Annotated in this window: 15 protein-coding genes; 1 reads left to right on the top strand and 14 read right to left on the bottom strand. The window is 71.7% G+C overall.

Annotated elements, in window-relative coordinates; genetic code table 11:
• Positions 1–2: 2 nt before the first annotated feature.
• Positions 3–1,277: a sugar ABC transporter substrate-binding protein gene (locus AB0G16_RS15900; protein WP_362804944.1), complete on the bottom strand. Its 1,275-nt coding sequence runs from the start codon at positions 1,275–1,277 to the stop codon at positions 3–5.
• Positions 1,278–1,492: 215 nt separating this feature from the next.
• Between AB0G16_RS15900 and AB0G16_RS15895 the strand changes: the two genes are divergently transcribed.
• Complete coding sequence (locus tag AB0G16_RS15895; protein ID WP_362804941.1) at positions 1,493–2,524, top strand: LacI family DNA-binding transcriptional regulator; 1,032 nt, start codon at positions 1,493–1,495, stop codon at positions 2,522–2,524.
• A gap of 127 nt (positions 2,525–2,651) precedes the next feature.
• Here AB0G16_RS15895 and AB0G16_RS15890 read toward each other — a convergent pair whose 3' ends face one another.
• The 13 genes from AB0G16_RS15890 to AB0G16_RS15830 form a co-directional block, all read right to left on the bottom strand.
• Positions 2,652–3,941: a hypothetical protein gene (locus AB0G16_RS15890; RefSeq protein WP_362804938.1), complete on the bottom strand. Its 1,290-nt coding sequence runs from the start codon at positions 3,939–3,941 to the stop codon at positions 2,652–2,654.
• Between the two features lie 664 nt (positions 3,942–4,605).
• Positions 4,606–8,244, bottom strand: coding sequence for a CARDB domain-containing protein (locus AB0G16_RS15885; RefSeq protein WP_362804935.1), 3,639 nt, complete (start codon positions 8,242–8,244; stop codon positions 4,606–4,608).
• Positions 8,245–8,860: 616 nt separating this feature from the next.
• Positions 8,861–9,445, bottom strand: a complete 585-nt coding sequence (locus AB0G16_RS15880) for a hypothetical protein (protein WP_362804932.1) — start codon at positions 9,443–9,445, stop codon at positions 8,861–8,863.
• Between the two features lie 402 nt (positions 9,446–9,847).
• Positions 9,848–11,110 carry a hypothetical protein gene (locus AB0G16_RS15875; RefSeq protein WP_362804929.1) on the bottom strand — a complete coding sequence of 421 codons (1,263 nt, stop codon included), beginning with the start codon at positions 11,108–11,110 and terminating at the stop codon, positions 9,848–9,850.
• An 85-nt stretch (positions 11,111–11,195) separates the two neighbouring features.
• Positions 11,196–11,618, bottom strand: a complete 423-nt coding sequence (gene paaI, locus AB0G16_RS15870) for a hydroxyphenylacetyl-CoA thioesterase PaaI (RefSeq protein ID WP_362804926.1) — start codon at positions 11,616–11,618, stop codon at positions 11,196–11,198.
• The gene (locus AB0G16_RS15865; protein WP_362804923.1) at positions 11,615–12,505 is read right to left on the bottom strand and encodes an SDR family NAD(P)-dependent oxidoreductase; all 891 of its coding nucleotides are present in this window, start codon (positions 12,503–12,505) and stop codon (positions 11,615–11,617) included. Before AB0G16_RS15865 ends, paaI begins: the two co-directional genes overlap by 4 nt.
• Positions 12,502–13,794, bottom strand: a complete 1,293-nt coding sequence (locus tag AB0G16_RS15860) for an MFS transporter (RefSeq protein WP_362804920.1) — start codon at positions 13,792–13,794, stop codon at positions 12,502–12,504. Before AB0G16_RS15860 ends, AB0G16_RS15865 begins: the two co-directional genes overlap by 4 nt.
• Positions 13,791–15,089 carry an AMP-binding protein gene (locus AB0G16_RS15855; protein ID WP_362804917.1) on the bottom strand — a complete coding sequence of 433 codons (1,299 nt, stop codon included), beginning with the start codon at positions 15,087–15,089 and terminating at the stop codon, positions 13,791–13,793. Before AB0G16_RS15855 ends, AB0G16_RS15860 begins: the two co-directional genes overlap by 4 nt.
• Positions 15,090–15,093: 4 nt before the next feature.
• Complete coding sequence (locus AB0G16_RS15850; protein ID WP_362804914.1) at positions 15,094–16,128, bottom strand: hypothetical protein; 1,035 nt, start codon at positions 16,126–16,128, stop codon at positions 15,094–15,096.
• A complete protein-coding gene (locus tag AB0G16_RS15845; protein ID WP_362804911.1) occupies positions 16,125–17,489 on the bottom strand; it encodes a lysine 2,3-aminomutase in 1,365 nt (454 codons plus the stop codon). The genes AB0G16_RS15850 and AB0G16_RS15845 overlap by 4 nt, the downstream gene beginning before the upstream one ends.
• Positions 17,486–19,189: a class I adenylate-forming enzyme family protein gene (locus tag AB0G16_RS15840; protein ID WP_362804908.1), complete on the bottom strand. Its 1,704-nt coding sequence runs from the start codon at positions 19,187–19,189 to the stop codon at positions 17,486–17,488. Before AB0G16_RS15840 ends, AB0G16_RS15845 begins: the two co-directional genes overlap by 4 nt.
• Complete coding sequence (locus AB0G16_RS15835) at positions 19,182–20,522, bottom strand: FAD-dependent oxidoreductase (protein WP_362804905.1); 1,341 nt, start codon at positions 20,520–20,522, stop codon at positions 19,182–19,184. The genes AB0G16_RS15840 and AB0G16_RS15835 overlap by 8 nt, the downstream gene beginning before the upstream one ends.
• Positions 20,519–20,737, bottom strand: a complete 219-nt coding sequence (locus tag AB0G16_RS15830) for a phosphopantetheine-binding protein (RefSeq protein ID WP_362804902.1) — start codon at positions 20,735–20,737, stop codon at positions 20,519–20,521. Before AB0G16_RS15830 ends, AB0G16_RS15835 begins: the two co-directional genes overlap by 4 nt.
• Positions 20,738–20,743 lie beyond the last annotated feature (6 nt).

Raw genomic sequence — 20,743 nt, 5'->3', positions numbered from 1 at the left:
GATCACTGCTGCAGTGACTTGGTGATCTCGGCGTTGAGCGGGCCGACCTTGCCGGCGTCGCCGAACAGCGCCTCGCGGGCCAGGCGGAGCCAGGGCCCCTGCGGGTCGTTGAAGGTCTGCCCGAAGCGCAGCGCGTACGGCGTCTGCCCCTTGGCGACCATGGAGTTGATCAGCACCACGCGCGGGTCCTCGGCGGAGTACTTGTTGTTCGACAGGTCGGTGCGCGCGAGCACGTCCTTGTTCTTGGCCATGATCTCGACCTGCGCCTCGTCGGAGACCGTCCAGGACAGGAACTCCCAGGCCGCGTCGGCGTTGGAGGTGGTGGAGGAGATGCCGACCGAGTCGCCGCCCACGAAGGTGGACTCGCCGCCGTCGGGACCGGCGATCGGCGCGACGCCGACCCTCATGTCGGCGGGCATCGAGCCGAGCGTGGTGGAGGGCATCGGCATGACGCCGATCTCGCCCTTGGGGAAGAAGCCGGTCCAGGTGGGGCCCTGCTCCTCCTTGGTCGTCGGGCCGGTCACGCCCTTGTCGTGCAGCCCCTTGTAGATCGCGAAGACGTCGGTCATCGGCGGCCTGTCGCTGAGCGAGGCGGTGCCCTCGGGGTTCATCACCTGGCCTCCGGCGGCCCAGACCGAGGGCCAGAAGGTGAAGACGTAACACCCGCCGCAGTTGCCGCCGAAGAACGTGCCGTGCACCTTGCCGTCCTTGCCGAGCTTCTCGTCGACCGTGGTGGCCTGCTGGGCGAACTCCTTCAGCGTGGTGGGGCCCTTCTCGGGGTCCAGGCCGGCCTTCTCGTACAGGTCCTTGTTCCAGAACCAGACCGACAGGTCCAGCGTGTGCGGCAGCGTGTACCGGCGTCCGTCCTGCGTGCCCAGCCTCATGTGGCCGGGCGCCAGGGAGTCCTTGTACGGCAGCGCGGCGATCCGGTCGGTGATGTCGAGGAACAGCCCCTGGGAGGTGTAGTTGGGGACGAAGATCACGTCCGCGGCGAACACGTCCGGCAGTTGCTTGGCGCCCGCCGCCGCGGCGATGCGCGGCTGGTAGTTGTCGGTGGGGACGACGGTCAGCTTCACCTGGTTCCTGTGGCCGCTGTTGTAGGCCTTGACCAGGCGCTCGCTCTGCGCCTGCGTCGCGGCGCGGGTCCACATGGTGATCGTGACCGGCTCCGCCGAGGCGGGCGCGGCCTGCTCGCTCCCGCTCCCCCCACAGGCGATCATGGGGGCCAGCGCCAACAGCATGACGGCGGCACCGGCGGCACGCGCGCGTGGTTGCATGGTCCTCTCCTCTTCCGGCATCCCCCGCGACGCACGAAATAGAAATAAAAGGTTTTCGGAAACGTAAAAGAAACGCGAGGGCGTGTCAACACCCGCTGGCCAGTTGGGCGACATGAGGTAATCTCAGGGGGTTCTGCCAGGCGGTCGTCCGGGGTCGCGGGGACAGGCACGGGGAAAAGGATTTCGTCAAGATGACGGGCAGGCGGTCGCGTTCGGTGACCATAAGCGATGTGGCCTCGCTGGCCGGGGTGTCGATCGCCACCGTGTCCAAGGCCCTCAACGGCAAGGACAACGTCCGCCCCGACACCCGCCGCCGGGTGCTGGAGGCGGCCGAGCAGCTCTCCTTCCGGCCCAACGCGCTGGCCAGGAACCTGCTGACCGGGCAGAGCCGCACGGTCGGCCTGCTCACCAGTGACAGCGTCGGCCGGTTCGGCATCCCGGTCCTGCTCGGCGCGGAGGACGCGTTCGGCGCCGGGGAGATGGCCGTGGTGCTGTGCGACGCCCGCGGCGACGCCATCCGCGAGCAGCACCACCTGCGGATGCTGCTGTCGCGTCGCGTCGACGGCCTGATCGTCGTGGGAGGGAGCACCGACCCGCGCCCCTCCATCAGCCGCGAGCTCCCGATCCCGGTGGTGTACGCCTACGGCCCGTCCGACGACCCCGGCGACGTGTCGTTCACGCCGGACGACGTGGGCGGGGCCGTGCTCGCCGTACGGCACCTGCTGGCCACCGGGCGGCGCAGGATCGCGCACGTCACCGGGCCCACGCACTACAAGGCGGCGGCCGACCGGGCCGAGGGGGCGCGCCGGGCGCTGGAGGAGGCCGGTCTCGAACAGGCCGGCGAGACCCTGTTCGGCGCGTGGTCGCAGCGCTGGGGGCGGCAGGCCGCCGAGATGCTGCTGCTCACCCAGCCCGGCCTGGACGCGGTGTTCTGCGGCAGCGACCAGATCGCCGCCGGTTTCATGGAGATCGCACGCGAGCGTGGCCTGCGCCTGCCCTCCGACGTGGCGGTGATCGGCTACGACAACTGGGAGGTGCTCTCGGCCGAGACCAGGCCGCTGCTGACCAGCGTGGACCCGAACCTGGAGCGGCTGGGGCACACGGCCGCGCAGCACCTGTTCGCCGCCATCGACGGCCAGGCGGCCCCGGGCGTGCACTCCATGCCGTGCCGCCTGGTGATCCGGGAGTCCACCGCGCCACCCGCGCCGCCCGCGCCGCCTGAACGACAGTCCGGAACGTTCCCGTAGGCCTCGCCGGGAACGCGTCGGCCGGCCCGGACCCGAAGGTCCGGACCGGCCGGCGCCGGCACGGTGTCGTGCCGTGCGGTGTCGTGCGGTGTCGTGCGGTTGTCTCGCGTGTCGCGCGGTGTGAGGGTCAGAGACCGTAGCGACCCTTGAGGTGCCTCCACCAGTCGCGGAACATCCACTTGTCGAACTCGGTGATCCGGCTCGCGCTCCCGGCCTTCATGAGGAAGCCACCGACCCCGGTGGGCGTCCAGTCGTAGAAGTCGTCCAGGCCGAAGCTGTGGCCAATCTCGTGGAGCAGGATGTGCATGTCGGCGGCGTCGATGTTGTTCACGAAGTACTCGCTGCCGAGGCGCTGGCCCCAGTCACCACCCGCCCCCCCGCCCATGCCCGCGGTCAGCCACAGGGACATGTCGTAGTGGCGCGCGGCCCCGCCCGGACAGTTGGGGTACTGGCCGTTCTGGTTGAAGAACCGGCCGCAGGGCGGGGCGCACTGGGGCGCGTTCTCCCGGATGTCGTTGACGTAGACGTCCACGGAGTTGTCGCTCCACTGCAGGGTGGCGCGGTCGCGCACCGCCCAGCCGACCACCTTGACCGGGACCTCCGTGTACGGCCAGCCGTTGTGGCCGACCATCACGTCCATCCACTTCTTGAACTGCCGGGCGAGCGAGGCGTGGATCCGGTCGCGCAGGGCGGCCGAGACCGGCGCCGAGGAGTCCCAGCGCACGCAGTAGTTGATGCTCCCCCGGTTGGCCATGATCTGGTCCCAGCCGAAGTTGCGGAAGACCGTGGGGCCGGGGTTGTAGGTGCTCTCGACGTGCTGCCAGACCTGGTCGAGGGGGGTGACCAGGTTGGCGGGCGGGGTCCAGCCGCTGGTGCCGCCGCCGTTGCCCGGCGACTCGGTGGAGTACGCCTTCACCTCCAGCAGGCCGACCGAGGCCGCGCCGCTCTGCAGCACCACGCGCAGCCGGGCGGAGGACACGCTGTTGAAGACGACCTTGTTGTAGGCGTTGACCGCCGTGGGGTAGCCGCTCGCGCCGGCGACGTCGGCGTAGGAGCTCCCGTTCCAGTACTGCAGCTTCCACGAGGCGGGCACCCGCACGCCGCCGTTGTCGTCGAAGAAGTACACCTGCGCCGAGCGCAGCGTCTGGGGCTGGCTCCAGGTCAGCTCCGCCCACTGGGTGCCGGTCTCGGGCCAGGTGCCCCAGCGCGGGTTGGCGGTGTCGTTGGAGCTCGGGGGGTCGATGTCATCCTTGATCGCCGCGACACTCTCCCAGGAGGAGGTGTAGGAGGCGCTCGCCGTGGCGGAGACCGCCAGGTTGCCGTCTCCGGGGGCCGCGGCGGCCAGTGCGTCGGCCGGGGACATCAGCAGGCCGAGGATCAGGGCGGGCAGGGCCGCCGTCCACCATCGTCTTCCCATCTGCACGAACCTCCGTGGGGGGTCGGGTGTCGAACGCGGGGAGTGCGTGTCACCTCGTCGTCCTCCTGTCGGCGCCTACGGGTTTTGTTAGCGCTAACAGAAACCGTTTAATCAACGGTCAGAGAGCCGAAAGATCTCATGTCACGACAAGGTTTCCCAGAGTGTTGAGGATGCGAAAAACCCTGTCAAGCCCCGCCTCGCGCGGCCGTCGGGACCTCGCGGGCCCGCGCGGCCGGGACCCGTCCGGGATTCCCGGCCTCGGGGCCGTTCCCGGGCGGGCGGTGGAACGTGCCCGCCGGGGTCTCCCGCGGACGGCCGGGCGATGGCCGCGCGGCGTTCACCTCCCGCAGGGCGGCACCCGCGGGGGCGGGCGGGGGCGGACACGCGCGTGCTCCCCCGGTGGTCCTTCCACCGGGGGAGCACGCCGGGCGGCCCGCCGGTCCCCGTGATCGGGGACCGATGAAACTTTCACGCCGGGGAGGGCCCGCCGCCCGTGATCACGAAGCGGAGCCGGCTCCTCGGCGATCACGGGGCGGGGACCGGTTCCCCGTGATCGCGGGACGGGACGACCTCCTCCTGATCGCGGAGGAGGCCGCCCCTGTCGCGGCAGGAGGGGGTCCGGTGGTCGCGGAGGGTGCCGGCCCCGCGTGACCACCGGGAGGGATCAGTTCCTCGTGATGACGAAGCTCGACCCCGGTTCCTTCACGATGTCACCGTCGGCCGAGCCGCTGATCGTGACGTTCGTCAGCGTCGCGTTGCCCCGGGCGCCGCCCATGGCCAGGATCCCTGCGCCGTTGTTGGACTTGGTGATCCTCACGTTGGTGATCGCGACGTTCGGCATGTTGCCGCCGCCCGTCTTGAACTGGATGCCGTCGTAGGTCGAGTCGTGGATGTCGGTGTCACGGATGGTGACGCCGGTGATGTCCTTGGTCGACGGGAACAGCGTGATGGCGCCGAACTCCTGGTCCTCGTTCCAGAAGACGCCGCCGCTCCGGTAGATCCCGTTGTTGGCGAGCAGCGTGGTCCCCGAGAAGGGCAGCGGGCTGTGGTCGGTCGCCAGCATGATGCCGGGGTAGTTCATCGTGTCGTAGATCAGGTTGTTCTCGGCGGAGTTGTCGTACCCGCCGTAGATCGCGATGCCGTTCGCCCGCCAGGGGAGCTGGACGGTGTTGTTGACGAAGTGGTTGTCGTGGGTGTTGTCGACGACCTGGTCCTTCACGGCCTGGTTGGCCCAGATCGCCAGGGCGTCGTCGCCGGTCGTGCGGAACGAGGAGTTGAACACCTTCGAGTTGCGCGTGCCGTTGGTGAAGTTGATGCCGTCGGCGTAGGTGTTGCGGATGCGCATGCCGCTGAACAGCAGGTTGTCGCCGGGACCCCACAGGGCCGGGATGTTGTCGTAGTCGCGGCCGACCCAGGCGCCCACGTTGGCGTGCTCGATCCACACGTTGGTGATCTTCGTGTTCTGGCCGAACCGGCCGTTCAGGCCCACGCCACCCTCGTCGTTGCCGTCCCCGCCGCGGATGCGGCCCGAGCCGAAGATGGCGATGTCGGAGATCTGGGTGTTGCTGTCGATGTCGAAGCCGAAGTTGCCCTCGTGCGGGTGGTTGATGCCGCCCACCGCGTCCTGCGGCTCGGTCAGCGTGTAGAGCCGGGAGTGCCACATGCCCGCGCCGCGGATGGTGACGTCCCTGATGCCCACCTGGTTCCACTGACCCCGGTTCAGCGGGTCGTCGGTGAGGATCTTCTTCTCCTGGCGCCACTGCCCCGCCGGGATCCACACGCAGCCGATGACGCCGTTCTGGTCGTCGGTCACCGCCCGCTGCAGGGCGGCCGTGTCGTCGAGCCCGTCGTCGGGGATCGCGCCGTAGGTGGTGATCGAGGTACATCCGGCCGGCTGGCTCGTCGGCGGCGCCACCTGCTCCAGGTCGATCAGGTCGATGATGTAGAACGAGGCCGTGTCGGAGGCGTCACGCTGCAGCCGGAACTTCGTCCCGGCCGGGTAGGTCTGCGAGAGCAGCGCGTTGGACTCGTCGAACAGCCGCCGGGCGTCGGCCTGGGGGGTGTTCGACAGCGCCTCGGGGCCGTCGGTGTCGCCGTACAGCCAGCTGTGGCGTGAGGAGAGCGTCAGCTTCCTGGAGAAGGTGCCGTTGACGTAGAGGCTGATGCTCGCCTCGATGCCGCCGCCGTTCGGGGCGTCGGGGATGGAGTTGCGCACCACGATCGAGTTGGACGGGGCCGTCGAGGTGAACTCGACGAACTGCCCGGTGCTGTTCAGCCGCACCGACTTGCGCCCGGAGGACTCGGTGGCGAAGTTGGTGTGCCCGAACGTGCGCAGCGGGTCGGCCTCCAGCAGCGTGCCCTGGTAGGTGGCGGCCTCGGCCTCGTACTCGGTCCACGGGACGGCGGCGCCGCGCCCGACCACGATGGCCTGCGAGAACGTGTTGTTGGTCTCGTTGGTCTCGGTGACGGTGTTCGTCGCGTCGGCGGTCGCGGTGAGCGTGGCGCCGCCGCTGACGGCGGTCCAGCTTCCGCTGACGGCCACGTTGGCGGTGGCGCCGGCGGCGATCGAGGGGGTCGTGGTGTTGAGCGTGGTGCTCCCCGCCGTCAGGCGGGTGACCGTGGCCGCGCCCGTCGCGGCGCTGCCGCGGTTCCGCACCGCCACGGTGAACGTGACGGACGCTCCGACGGCCGGGTTCGCGGGGTTGGAGGTGATGCCGAGCACCTGCAGGTCAGGGCCGGGGGCCTCGGTGACCACCAGCGGCGAGGACGCGGTGAGGGTGTTGTTGTCCTCGTTCCGCTCGGCGACCGTGTTGTCGGCGTCCACCCTGGCGACGACCGCGTAGCTGCCCGCGCCCCGGGTGCCGATGTTCTGGGTGACCGTGGCGCTCGCGCCGGCGGCCAGGGCGGGGATCGCGACGGTCGCCACCTGCGTCCCGGCGAGGGAGAGGGTGACGCTGTCGGCGGGAGAGGCGGCGTTGCCCGCGTTCCTGACCGTGGCCGACAGCGTGATCGCGCCGGTCTCGGTCGGGGCGGCCGGCGTCCACGACAGGTTCGTGACCGTGAGGTCGGGGTTCGGCGCGGGGGTGCCGAGGACCTGGAACTCGGCGACCTGCCCGCCGGGCGCGCCGCTGTTGGCGGTGAACCTCAGCTGGACGTCGGCGACGTTCGCGGACACGTCGATCCGTACCGTGTTGCCGGAGGCCGGGTCGAAGGTGCGGTTCGCCGCCGACGCCAGGTTCTGGTAGGTCGTGGCGTTCCGCTCGCGGCCCAGGACCTGGATGTTCTGCGTGCGGGGGCCCCAGGAGGGGTCGGGGTTGAGCCTGACGACGACCGCGTTGACGGAGGCGTCGGCCCCGAGCCTGACGGTCAGCGTGTTCGGGAACGCCCCTGAATTCGCCTCCCAGTAGGTGGCGGGGTTTCCGTCGTTCGCGTTGGCGGCGACGAAGTTGTGCACGTGGCCGGAGGCGGTGATCTCCTTGCCGGTCGCCAGGTTCGTCCCGGGGTCGCCGGTGCCGGTGCGGGTGACGGCGTTGCTCTCGGCCGAGCGGTTGCCCGCCGCGTCCCTGGCGCGCACCGTGTACGTCACGGTCGCCGACGCCGGCTGGGTGTCGGTGTAGGTCAGCACGGTGCCGACGCTGCCCCGCAGCTGCCCGCCTGCGTAGACGTCGTAGCCGGTGACGCCCACGTTGTCGGTCGAGGCGTTCCAGGTGAGCCTGATCTGACCGGCGGCCGGCTGGGTGAGGGCGAGGTTGCCGGGGGCCGACGGGTTCTGGGTGTCGCCGGTGCCGGCGGCGCCGTAGATCTCGAACTCGGAGATCTGCGCGGCGGGCCAGCCGGTGTTGGCGGTGACGTTGACGCGCCAGTACCGGTGGGTCGCGGCGCCGAAGCCGATCGTGACCGTGTTGCCGGTGGCCGGGTCGAACGTGTGGTTCGCCGAGGCCACGACCGTGCTGTAGGTGGAGCCGTCGGAGCTTCCCTGGATCGAGAGCGTCTGGGTGCGGGTCTGCCAGACGACCGGGGCGGGCACCTTCAGGACGACCCGGTCGACGCTCGTGGCGGCGCCCAGGTCGATTCGCGCCCATCCGGGGAAGGTGTTGTTGGCGCTCTCCCAGTAGGTGGACTGGTCGCCGTCGTTGACGGCCGACACCTCGTGGCCGGCCGTGGAGCCGGAGGCCTGGGTCGCCTTGCCCGGCGACAGGTTGGGGCCGGCCGCGGCGGAGGCCGGGACGGCCGCCCCCATCACCAGCAGGCCGGTCGCGACCACGGCCGCCACCAGCCTCAACGGTCCGTACGGCTTTCTCATCCGCGTTTCCTCTGTCTCTCGTCATGCACGACGGGGTCGGGGCGTGAAGGCGGACGCCCTCGGCGCTCACGGGTGGGGGGCAGGTGCACGGCTGCGGCGCGTCCCTGAGGAATTACGAGGAGAGTCAAAAAGACTGCATGTTTTTGTACAGTTTTTGCTTAGCGTTGGCCAAAGGTTACATACACGCTACGGGCGCGTCAACGGCCGGGAAACGGCTTTCTGACACCGTCCTGCCCGGGGAGCGAGGGGCCCGGCTCCGGCGCACCGCGCGCACCGGGCGGCGCGGACACCGGCCGGGGCATGACCTCCGGGGGCCGGTGCGCTCACGTGATCCGGACGCGCGCATCCGGCTTCTCCTCGTGGTCGTGGGTGACCCACGGCGACAAGGAGCGGCGGACGGCCGGGCACGGGGTCATCGTCGACGACGCCGTGGGCGGCTCACGCGCGTTCGGCCGCGCCGCCCTCCGCGCCCGCCTCGCGGGATCACGATCCCGCGACCACGGGAACCCGCGCCTCCGCGGCGGTGACCTCGCACCGGGACGGGCGGACCGGGGCCGCGGCCCGGAGACCGCGGCCCGCCGCCGGCACCGGGCCCGGCCACCCCGCCCGGGTGATCTCACCAGGACTTCAGGTCCAGGATCGCGGTGCCGTCGGTGATGCTCTTGACAGTCATGATTCGTTTGACCTGGTAGGCGTACTTATTTTCTCTCAACGGTTTTCCCGAGCACCACGTGCCGCCCCATCCGAACTCGAAGTACTCGTAGAAGCTGACCTTGCAGCCCGCACCGACGCTGAGGTCGACATATCCGTCGGGTGAGGCCCGGCGTACCACGATGTAGTCGGCGTACACCTTCTTTATCGTCAGGGTGGTCGTAGACTTGGAGAACTTGAGCTTGACCCGTTTGGACACGGCGATCTCGCACCTACCGTCGGAACAGGCCTTGTAGTTCGTACCGTTCCGGGCGCTCGGCCGTGTCGGGGTCGGAACGGGTTCGGTCACCGAACCGCCGGCCGTCGGGGTCGGGGCGGGCTTGGTCGCCGAACCGCCGGTCGGGGAACCGGTCGCGCTCTTCGAGGCGGCGGGCGACGCGCCCGCGGAACCGGCGCCGTTCACCTGGGCGCCGCCGCAGCCCGCCGAGACGACCGTCGTCATGAGTGCACATGCCGCGGCGGCCAGGAAACGGAACGTCAGAGGTGTCATGTCACCATGCTGCGCCGGTCTCACCGGGACCGGTCCCGGGACCTCATGGTCGGTGACGAGCATGTGACATGCATTACTCCCCCGCATGATCATTGTGCTGACTCACGCCAGGCCGCGTGTTCACACTCCGTCCGCCGGAGGCCGTTTCCACCCGCCTTTCGACGATTACCGTGTCGGCGATGTACTGATCGGTGATGTGACGGTTGACGGGCCTTGGCGGCCGAATCGGAATGGTTCACCCGACTGGATGAACGGCCGGCCCGCGTTGACGGGGATGATCGCGGCCTCTACCACGTGAGGGGGCCGACCCGTTGCCTTCCACGGTGACAGCGAGCACGTGAGGCAAGGTGCCGAACCTTTCCCGTCCCCGGGCGGCGCCGTCGCGGGCCGGGCGGGAGGAGCTCAGGAGTGGGGGCGTTCGTCCACCACCTGCACCAGCTTGCCGGTGCGCGGGTTCGTCACCAGGCCGGACGGCCGCACCCACTCGATCGACAGGGGGTGGATGAAGCCCTCGCCGGCGTGGTCGGGGTACAGCGGGCGGGCCTCGTGGACCGCGTCGACGAGCCTGCGGGTCAGCTCCGCCGGGGGCTCCCCGGCGCAGGCGTGGGCGAGCCGCAGCACCAGGCCGTCCTTGCCGTCCCAGCGGCGCTGCACCAGCTGCACCCCGGAAACGACCCGGTCCGGGTCGGCCGAGGCGAGCGCCGCGCGGACGTCCTCGGTCCTCATCGTCACCATCGCCACCCTGGCGCCCTCGATCGCCCTGCCGACCAGCCGGAACCGGCGACGGTCGTCGTCGACCCACTCGGCCAGGTCCCCGACCGGATACCGGATGACCGGCATCAGGGTCCGGAACAGGTTGGTGACCACCACGCGGCCCGGGACGCCGGGTGAGGTGATCGGCTCGCCGGTCACCTCGTCGACCAGCTCCACGATCGTGCGGTCGGGGAAGGCCTCGTGGACCCGCGGGTCGTCGCCCGGCACCGGGGCGCCGATCAGCCCGCCGTCCACCGACGCGTACCCGAGCGAGGCGATCACGGCCCGGGGAAAGGCCCCGGCCAGCCGGGGCCGCAGGTCGTCGAAGAGGAGGTCGCCGCCGAACAGCAGCAGCTCCACCGTGTCGGCCGCCTGGCCCCGGGCGCTCACCACGTCGGCCACCGCGCCGAGTTTCATCGGCGGGCCCGCCAGCACGTTGACGCCGAAGGTCGCGATCAGGTCGGCGACGTACTCGTTCGTCGTGGAGCCGCCCACGGGCAGCCGCACGTTCTCCACCGGGGCGTGGTGCAGGGCGTTCTCGATGTAGAGGAACCCCCCGTACAGTTCCCCTGCGAAGAACAGGTTCGCCACCCGGTGCCCCGGCCTCAGGCCGGCCCTGGCCATGCCGGCGCCGAACGCGGTCACCGAGTCCGCGTGCTCGGTGCGGGTCCACGGGGAGAACTTCGGCGCCCCGGTGGTGCCGCCGGAGGTGTACACGCCGGCGTCGGTCAGCGGCCCGGTCAGCAGCCGGTTGTCCGGCCACGTGTTCGCTGCCCAGAACGCCTTCTGGTCGATGATCGGCAGTTGGGTCAGGTCGGAGACGACGTCCGGCACGTCACGGTACAGCTCCGCGTAGAACGGGGAGTTCCGCCGGGCGAAGTCGATCAGGACGTGCAGTGGCTTGGCGGGCATGTGCTGCTCCCCTGTCTGGTCGGTGTGCCGGGCCGGCACCGTGGAATCGGAACGAGGCGCGGGCGGCGCGTGACGACGGCCGCCGTCATCGCGGCGGCCTCCCGGGGGTGCCGGAGACCGTCACGCTCTGCCCGCGGAACTCGGCGACGACCTCGCCCGAGGCGTGCCGCACGGTCACGTCGTACACGCCGCCCCTGCCGTACCGGACGCGCTCGGCCGCCTCGGCCACCAGGTCGTCGCCGGCGGCGGCCGGGCGCAGGAACGTCACCTGCGCGCTGTGCGCCAGCGTGACCGGGCCGTGGCTGTTGCAGGCGTAGGAGAACGCGGCGTCGGCGAGCAGGAACAGGTATCCGCCGTGGGCGATGCCGTGCCCGTTCAGCATGTCCTCGGAGACGCGCATGCTCAGCCGTGCCCGCCCGACGGTGACCTCCTCGACGGCGATGCCGAGCGCCCGGCAGGCCGGGTCCTGTTCGCAGGCGGCCGGGGACGGGTCCCTCTCCGCGCTCACGCCGGCCCCACCCCCCGCTCGGCGCCCTCGGCGCCCGCGATCCAGGTCCTGGCCAGGGCCTGGATCGCCGAACCGTCCGTGTCGGCGAGCTTGCGCGCCAGGTACTCGGCCACCCGGTCGCTGGTCGGGACGCGGAACGGCGGGTCCTCCGCGGTCAGCGCGCGCACCACCACCTCGGCCACCTCCCACCTCGTCTGGCTCGCCCCTCCCCAGCCGTGACCGACCACCCAGTCGAGGTAGTCGGTGAACGTCCGGGCGTACGGGCCGGAGGCGGCCCGGATCGTCTCCCGGTTGATGTCGGGGAAGTAGCCGAACCGGGTGTCGCGCACGAAGCCGGGCACGACCACGCAGACCTTCACGCCGTGCTCGGCCGCGACCGGCGCGAGGCTCTCCATGAAGCCCTCGACGGCGAACTTGGCCGCCGCGTACGCCTCGTTGAAGGGCTGGCCGACGACCCCGTGGACGCTGCCGACGCTCAGCAGGCGGCCCCCGCAGGCGCGCAGCAGCGGCATCGCGGCGCGGCTCACGGCGACGACCCCGAAGAAGTTCACCTCCAGGTTGGCCCGCAGGGCCCGCGTCGTCGACATCTCCATGGTGGGGTCGAAGTTGGAGATCCCGGCGTTGTTGACCACCGCGTCCAGCCGCCCGTAGGTCTCGCGCACCCCCTTCAGGCAGGTGGCGACGGACTCCTCGTCGGTGACGTCGAGGCGGCGGACGTCCAGCGTGACCCCCGCCTCGTCGGCCGCCTCCCGCAGGGCGTGCGCCCCGTCCGGATCGCGTAACGTCGCCACCACGGTGAACCCGGCCCCGGCCGCGGTGACCGCGGTGGCCAGGCCGATGCCCGACGACGTCCCCGTGATCAGCACGGTCCTCCGCCGCGCCGTCATGCCGTGCTCTCCGAGGGTTCCGGCTCGGGCCGCCGTCCGGCCTCGTCGAGCAGCGGCTGGATCCTCGTCGCCGGCAGGAACGACAGGGCGGCCAGCAGGGTGCCGGCGACCATCACCACCCTGGTCGCGTCGAGCACGCCGAGGTCGTCGGTCAGCAGGGTGACCCCCAGGCCGCCGAGGAAGGCGGCCAGCGGGATCACCCCCCAGGTGGCGGTGCGGAAGGCCGCGTGCGTCACTCCCTGGTTGTCGGCCGCCATCCGCGACTGCCGGATCGGGGCGCTGCAGACGTTGATGCACGACATGAAGAAACCGTAGAACCCGATGGTCATGCCGATCACGAGCGCGGGCGGCAGCGCGGGCGCGGCGAGGACGCCCAGGCCGGCCAGGCAGTGCAGCAGCAGTGCCCACGCCATGGTCCGCCCCAGGCCCAGCCTGCCGGCGATCCTGGGTGCGACGAGCGCGCCGAGCACCGCGCCGACCGCGGCCACCGACATCACCGCCCCGAACACGCCGACCGAGACGCCCAGGCCCTGGTAGGCGAGCACCGGCAGGACCGTGACGAAGATCGGCCCGCCCGAGTTCAGGATCACGGCGGCGACGATCACACGGCGCAGGACCGGGTCGGCCCAGTTCAGCTTGAACCCCAGGCCCAGCCGCGACAGCACCGAACCGTGCTGGACCGTCCTGGTTCCCCAGGATCGCATGGAGCGGAGGCAGACGGCGGAGATCAGGTACGTCGCCGCGTCCACGAGCAGCGCGGCCACCCCGAGCGCGTGGTACAGCCCCGCGGCCACCGAGGGGCCGGCCACCTCGGACACCGTCCTGCTGCCCTCCAGGCGCGAGTACGCCCCGACCAGCCGGTCCTGCGGCACCGCGGCGGGCACGGCCACGAGGTACCCGACGTTGAAGAAGATCGTGGCGCCGCTGATCAGCGCCACGCAGGCGAACAGCACCGGTGTCGACAGCACCCCCAGCCAGTAGGCCACGGGCATGGCCAGCACCGCCGCCAGCCTCACCAGGTCGCACATCACCAGGGTCAGGCGCTGGTCCCACCGGTCGACCAGCACGCCGGCGATCGGTCCCAGCAGGGGGATGCCGAGGTACTGGGCCATGGCCACGACGCCCACCTCGAACGGCGAGGCGCCCAACGCGAAGATCATCAGGGCGGGCACCACGAACACCGTGATCCGGTCCCCGAGGAGGCTCACCGTCTGGCCGCCCCAGAGCAGGTTGAACTCCCGGCCCGTGGAGCCCGTGGAGCCCGTGGAGTTCGAGCCCGGCGGCCTCACCGCTCCTCCCGTACGACGAAGGCCGCGGTCTTCCCGGTGCGCTCGTTGCCGACCAGCGCGTCGACGACCTCCACCCGGAACGATCCGGGGTCGTGCTGGAAGGCCGTGCTGATCGTGAACGTCGAGGACATCAGGTCCGCGCGCAGTCGTCCGGCCAGGTCCGGCGGCGCGTCCCGGTCGGTGAGCAGCAGCACCTCCACGGTGGACACCCGGCCCCGCCGCTCGGTGATCAGGACCTGCGCCCGGGAGACGCCGGGTTCCCGCTCGGCCCGCTCGACGACGTCGTCCACGTGCAGCCCCAGCCCGCGCACCTGCACCACCGAGTCGCGGCGGCCCAGGACCCGCATCGCCCTGCCGTCCCGGCCGCACCCGCACGTCACGAGCCGGCCCGCGTCACCGGTCCGGTACCGCAGCACCGGGTTGAGCATGTCCGCATCGAGGGTGGTGAAGTCCAGCAGTTCGTCCTCGCCCACGTGCACGAGCTGGGACGGCAGGGGGTGGAAGACGTCCGGCGGGCAGTCGGGGGTGTTGGTGCCGACGACCCAGGTCTCGGTGCTGCCGAACATGCCCCAGCGGCGCGCCCGCGGCGCGACCTCGGCGAGGTCCTCGTCGAGCTGCGGGTGCCACGCCTCCCCGAGCCAGAGCACCTTGCGCAGCGCGGGAAGGCGTGTCCCGGCCGCCCGCGCGTGCGCGAACCACAACCGCAGCACGCTCGGCGTGCCGCCGAAGGCCGTCACGCCCCTGGCGGCGAAGAACGCCAGCCAGTCGCCGTACTCCTCCCTGCCGACCGAGCCCAGCGCGATGACGTCGCACCCGGACAGGTCGGCGAAGGCGGCGGCCAGGAAGTGGGCGCCCCACATGCGGCCCGCGCCCCAGCCGTTGACGAAGACGTCGTCCCGCTCCAGGGGGCGCCACTGCTCGTACACGCCCTCCATGTAGAAGCCGGTGGGGGCGTGGCCGACCTTGGGCGCGCCGGTGCTGCCGCCGCTCTGGAAGATCCAGGTGGCGCCGCGCTCGGCCTTCGGCCTCAGGTGCGCCAGGGCCACGTTCAGGTCGTCCTTCACCAGCACCGGCAGGGCGGCGACGTCCCCCAGCGTGAGCACCTTGTCGTGGCCGGCGTACCGGGGGGCGAGCTCCGGCACGCTCCGGAGGCGCTCCAGGGACCGCCGGGAGACGTCCAGCCTCGGCTCGGCCGCCTCGGGCGGCAGCGAGAACGACTCGGTCGTGTCGCCGCCGGGCGGCGGGGACGATCCGGTCGTGTCGCCGCCGGGCGGCGGCGGGGACGATCCGGTCATGTGATCACCAGCTTTCAATGGTCGTGTCCGCGGCGCCCGCGGCCAGCCACCGGGCGTGGGCGTCGCGGTAGGCGATCCAGCGCGCCCGGGTGATGTCCCGCTGGAGCGTCCGGTCCGGGTCGCCGTAGTCGGGGGCGATCACGCCGTCGGGTTCGAGCTCGGAGAACCAGAAGCGCTCGCCGTCGAACAGGAAGTCGACGCAGAAGAACGGGACGGGCACCTTGCGGTAGAAGTACGCCGTCGCCTCCGCGAGCTCGGCGGGGACCGGCGGGAACTCCATCGTGGCGCCGCGGCTGGCGTTGGCGACCGGCGAGCCGGGCTCGGGGATCCGCTTCATGACGGCGTACGGCTCGCCGTCGACGACGTAGACCCGGTAGTCGACCGTGCCGTCGCCCAGGTAGGGCTGGATGACGAGGGTGGTGTCGCCGCCCTGCGCCAGGCTGGCGAGCCCCCGGATCTCCTCGGCGTCGCGGGCCAGGTTCACCCCGCCGCCGCCGCACCATCCCGCCGGCTTGACGATGGCCGGGTAGGTCAGGTCCTTCAGCGCCACCTCGTACAGGTGCTTGCCGATGTCCCGCCCGGTGCCGATGCGGAGCGTGGGGATCGGCGGGACGGGCGAGTCCCTCAGGTGCAGGATCGTGGCCAGCTTGTCGTTGGCGACGGCCGACAGGCCCGGCGGGAACGACAGGTAGAAGCCGGCCTTCTCCAGCACCGCGTACAGCGCGTACTGGTTGAAGATGTCCATGGACTGGTACGGCAGCGAGTACAGCGCGGTGATGAAGAGCGTGTCCTCGGGGGTGACGAGCTCGTCGTCCACGTGGACGCGCGGCCGTCCCGGCCCCAGGTGGTCGACCGTCACGGCGTCGGGCGCGTGCCTGGTCCAGCTCAGGCCGAGCTCGGCGGCCACGTCGGCGTAGACGTCCCAGAAGAAGTCGTGCCACATCGCGGTCGCCCGGCTCGACTCCCTGTCGGGGAAGATCCAGCACATGCGGCGCAGCGTGCTCTCGGTGGCGGGGGCCGCCGGGGTCGCGGGGGTCATGCTCGTCCCTCTCCTTCGGTCCACCAGCGGCGGCCCGGCTCGGGCAAGGTGTCGATCGGGTCGTAGAAGGGGAACCGGCGGTCCGGGGAGCCGTCGCGGCCGAGTCCCGTCCCGTGGTTCCCGGCCCAGTAGGAGATGCCGCGTTCCCGGTCGTACTCGACGACCTGGTGCACCCAGCGTTTGCCGGCGTAGGGCACGTCGCACACGACGCGCGGCGTCGCGTAGCCCGGCAGGTAGCCCATGATGGCCTCCTGGAGCCGCTGGGCCTGGTGGACCGGGACGCGCCAGTGCTCGGCGTTGGGGATCATGTCGCAGAGGTAGAGGTAGTAGGGCAGGATGCCCGCCTCGCCCTGGAGGGCGAAACACAGGTCCAGCAGGTCGGCCTGGGTGGTGTTCACCCCCCGCAGGAGCACGCCCTGGTTGCGCACGTCCCGCACCCCCGCGTCCAGCAGGGCCCTGGCGGCCTCGGCCACCAGCGGCGTCACCGACCGGGCGTGGTTGGCGTGGGTGTGCACGGCCAGGTTCACCCCGCGGCGGCGGGCGAGTCCGGCGATCCGGGCCATCCCCTCGAGCACCGCGGGCTGGAGCCAGTGCTGCGGCAGGCCGACCAGCGCCTTGGTCGCCAGGCGGATGTCGCGTACGGACTCCAGTTCCAGCAGCCGCAGCACGAACGTCTCCAGCCGGGGCCAGGGCACGTTGGCCACGTCGCCGCCCGAGACCACCACGTCCCGCACGCCGGGCGTGCGCTTGAGGTAGTCCAGCATCAGCTCCTGCCGGTCGATCGGCTTGAGGGCGAGCCTGGTCTTGACGACCTGCGGGGTCGAGGTGCCGACCAGGTCCATCCGGGTGCAGTGCCCGCAGTACTGGGGGCAGCTGGACAGCAGCTCGGCCAGGACCTTGGTCGGGTAGCGGTGGGTCAGCCCCTCCACCACCCACATCTCCGCCTCGTGGAGCGAGTCGCGTCGCGCGTGCGGGTGGCTGGGCCAGCGCGGGTGGCGGTCCGAGCGCACCGGCAGCATGTACCGGCGGACCGGGTCGGCCATGAACGCCTCCGTGAAGGAGGCGGGGTCGCTCTCGGCGTGCGGCACCATCACGTTGAGCATCTGCGGCGGGATCAGCGTGGACATGGTCGCGAACCGCTCCGCGTCGGCCGCCAGGTCGGCGTAGAAGGAGTCCTGGAGCAGGTCTCCCATGACGGCGCGCAGCTGCCCGGCGTTCTTGACGCAGTGGGCGCGCTGCCATCGGGCGTCGCGCCACTGCGCGTCGTCGACGCCGCGCCAGCCCGGTAATCGCCGCCAGTCCGGCTCGACGAGCGGCCGGCGCGCGTAGGCGTACGGCCGGTGGGGGGCGTCGGCGCTCATCCCGTGAACATCGTCGCGTGCCGGGTGCGAAGCTCGCGCTTGAGCACCTTGCCGGTGGGGCCGAGGGGGAGGTCCTCGTCGGTCCGCGCGACGACCACCGCGTCGAGCGTGGCCAGGCCCGCGTCGGTGAGGGCCTTGTTGGCCCTCTCGCGCACGTCGTCGGCGGTGACGTCGCCGGCGTCGGCCTGCAGCCGCACCACGGCGATCGGGCGTTGCCCCTCCCCCTTCTCACCGGGGACGCCGATGACCGAGCAGTCCTGGACGAGGGCGTCGCAGTCGGCGATGAGGACCTCCTCGACGGGCAGGCTGTAGACCGGCCCGTCGCGGGTCTCGATGACGTCCACGGTCCGGTCGAGGTGGTAGAAGTTGCCCTCGGCGTCCCGGTGGGCCACGTCGCCGGTGAGCCAGTAGCCGTTGAGCTCGAAGCTGCGGGTCAGCCTCGGGTCGTTCCAGTACCCCGGGGTGATGGAGGGCGCCATCACCGCCAGCAGGCCCACGGTGCCGTCGGGGACCTCCTGGCCGTTCCCGTCGAGCACCGCGGCCTTGATCACCGCCTCCTGGGCCTTGCCCACGCAGCGGTCGTCGCGCGGGGTCTCCGGCGTGGTCACCTGGCCGAAGAGCGCCATCCCCATCTCCGAGGAGCCGAGGCCGTCGACGAACTGGGAGCCGGGGAGCGGTTCTCCCGCCGCGGCGCCGCCCGGGACCAGCCACGGCCTGATCAGGCCCGCGGGCCGCTCGCCGAGCCGCACCAGCCGTCTGATGTGCCCGTGGTGGGCGCTGTCGCCGGTGTTGAACCAGGAGTGGACCCTCGCCGCCCCCTTGACCGGGAGCTCCCCGGTGGCGAGCTCGACGAACGTCCGGGGGAACGAGGCCACCATGGTCGGCTGGAACACCTCCATGACCGGCTCCACGACCGCGCGCCGCCAGTCCGACATGATCACGGTCGGCAGTCCGAGGAGCACCGCGGTGAGGAAGTAGCTGAGCCCGCCCGCGTGGGTGTGCGGCATGAGGGACATCAGCCTGTCGTACGGCTCGGCGGGGAAACGGAGCATGCGCGGCTGCTTGCCGTCCCAGAACTGCCGGTGGCCCAGGATCGTCGACTTGGGGGTGCCGGTGGTGCCGGAGGAGTGGATCAGCGCCACGACGTCGTCGGGGGCGTGCCGGTAGGGGTACTCGCCGGGGAGGGCGGCCACGTCGGCGTCGTGGGCCCTGACCTCCGAGGCCGGGACGACGAAGCGCGGCCTGTTCCGGGGTCCGTCGCGGTAGGCCGGCCGCAGGCGGGTCGGGTCGTCGGCCACGACGCCGACGACACCGACGTGGTCGAGGTAGCGGACCATGGTGTCGAGCCGCATCGCGTCGTTGATCATCGCCGGTACGGCGCCGAGCGCCGTGAGCGCCAGGAAGTGCAGCAGCGGCTCCAGCCCCTCCCCCACCACGACGCCCACCGGGTCGCCGGGCCGTACGCCGTTGGCCCGGTACCAGGTGGCGTAGCGGTCCCGCAGGGCCGCGAGGTCGATCAGGCTGTGGCCGCGCAGCACCACCTGGCCGCGGTGGTCGGTGTGGTGGGCGTAGACGAACGGCACCCCGCGGTGGGGGTTGGTCTCCAGGGCGTACCGCAGGAAGTTCCCCGCGCCGAGCTCCGGCTCGGTCATCAGCGATCGCCGGACCGGCAGTGGCGCGATCGAGGTGGGGTCAGGCATGGACGTCCCTCCGTCTGTACGTTGCGATGATCTCCTCGGCCGCCCGGTGCCCCGATCGGACGGCTCCCTCCATCAGTCCGAAGAACTCCACGCTCGTCTCGGTTCCGGCCCAGTGCACCCGCCGGTGCGGGGCCGTCAGGTGCGGGCCGAGCCGCGGCCAGTCCCCCGGCCCGAAGAGCGCCGCGTAACATCCCCGGCTGTAGTCCTCGCCGATCCAGTCGGTGACGTGGAACCCGATCGGCGGCGGCAGGCCGGGGAAGAGCCGCGCGGCCTGGGCGACCGCCCGCTCACGCCGCTCGCCCTCACCCAGCCGCGCGAACCGGTGCGCCTCCCCGCCGGTCACGAATCCGGTCAGTACGCCCACCGTCCCGTCCGCGGGCGAGTCGTCCACGGTGGACAGCAAGGGGCCCCGCGCGCTGACCGACCAGCCCGACAGCCCGTGCTCCCGCCAGACGGGCGCCGGGTACACCAGGTGCACCTTCACCGCGCAGCCGGGCGCGGTGCGCTCGGTGGAGCGGGGTGCGGGCAGGGCGGGGCCGTGGTCGATCGTGTCGGCCAGCGACGGCGGCACCGCGACCACCACGGCGTCGGCGCGCAGCGACCCGGCGCGGGTCGTCACGGTCACGCCGTCGTCGTCCTGGTGGATCGCGCGCACCGGCTCGTTCAGGTACACCCGGATGCCCGGTCCGGCGGCCAGCCGCTCGCACAACCGGTGCGCCCCGCCGGCGATCCGGTGCTCCTGCGCACCGCCCTCGAACGCGTTCAGGTAGCGGATCCCGCCCCCCGAGCGGAGGTAGAACGCCATGTGCAGGACGGACACGTCCGCCGGGTCGGCGGCCATCATCTCGCCGAGGAACAGCGGGAAGAACAGCCGCGCGTCCGGGTGGCGCAGGTGCTCGCGCGCCCACTCGGCCGCGGTGAGCGTGTCGAGGCGGGTGGCGTCCGCCGACGCCCACGGGGCGTCCGCGCCCACGGTGCGGACCAGCTCGTCCAGCGCGTCGAACATCTCGCCGAGCGCGACCGCGGACAGCGGCGGGAACCGGCCGGGCCGGGTGAGCTCGCCGTCGCCGAGCGCGAAGCGGCTGTCGCCGGCCACGGTGGCCGGCGTCGTCCTCAGGCCCAGCTCGCCCATCAGGGCGATCAGCGCGGTGTGCCGGTCGCCCAGGTACGCCGCGCCGGCGTCCACCCAGCCGCCGGGCTCGACCTCGATGCCGCGCGTGCGGCCGCCGACCCGGTCGCGCGCCTCGAGGACGGTGACCTCGACGCCGCGCGCCGCCAGGCCGGTGGCGGCGGTGAGGCCCGCCAGCCCGGCCCCGACGACGACGACGCTCACGTCAGGCTCGCGATCTTCTTGCACAGGGCCTCGGGGGTCGGCGCCTCCAGGAAGTCGTCGAAGTCCAGCTCCACGCCACAGGCGCGCGCGACCGCGCTCAGGACACGGGTGGCGAGCAGGGAGTCCCCGCCCATGACGAAGAAGTCCGAATCCGCACGGACCCCATCGTTTTCAAGAACACGTCGAAATATGTCGGATAAATCCTCTACGTCCATAAAATG

It is taken from the genome of Streptosporangium sp. NPDC023615 (assembly GCF_040640155.1).
Classification (GTDB): Bacteria; Actinomycetota; Actinomycetes; order Streptosporangiales; family Streptosporangiaceae; genus Streptosporangium.
This window is presented reverse-complemented; position numbering and strand designations above follow the sequence as displayed.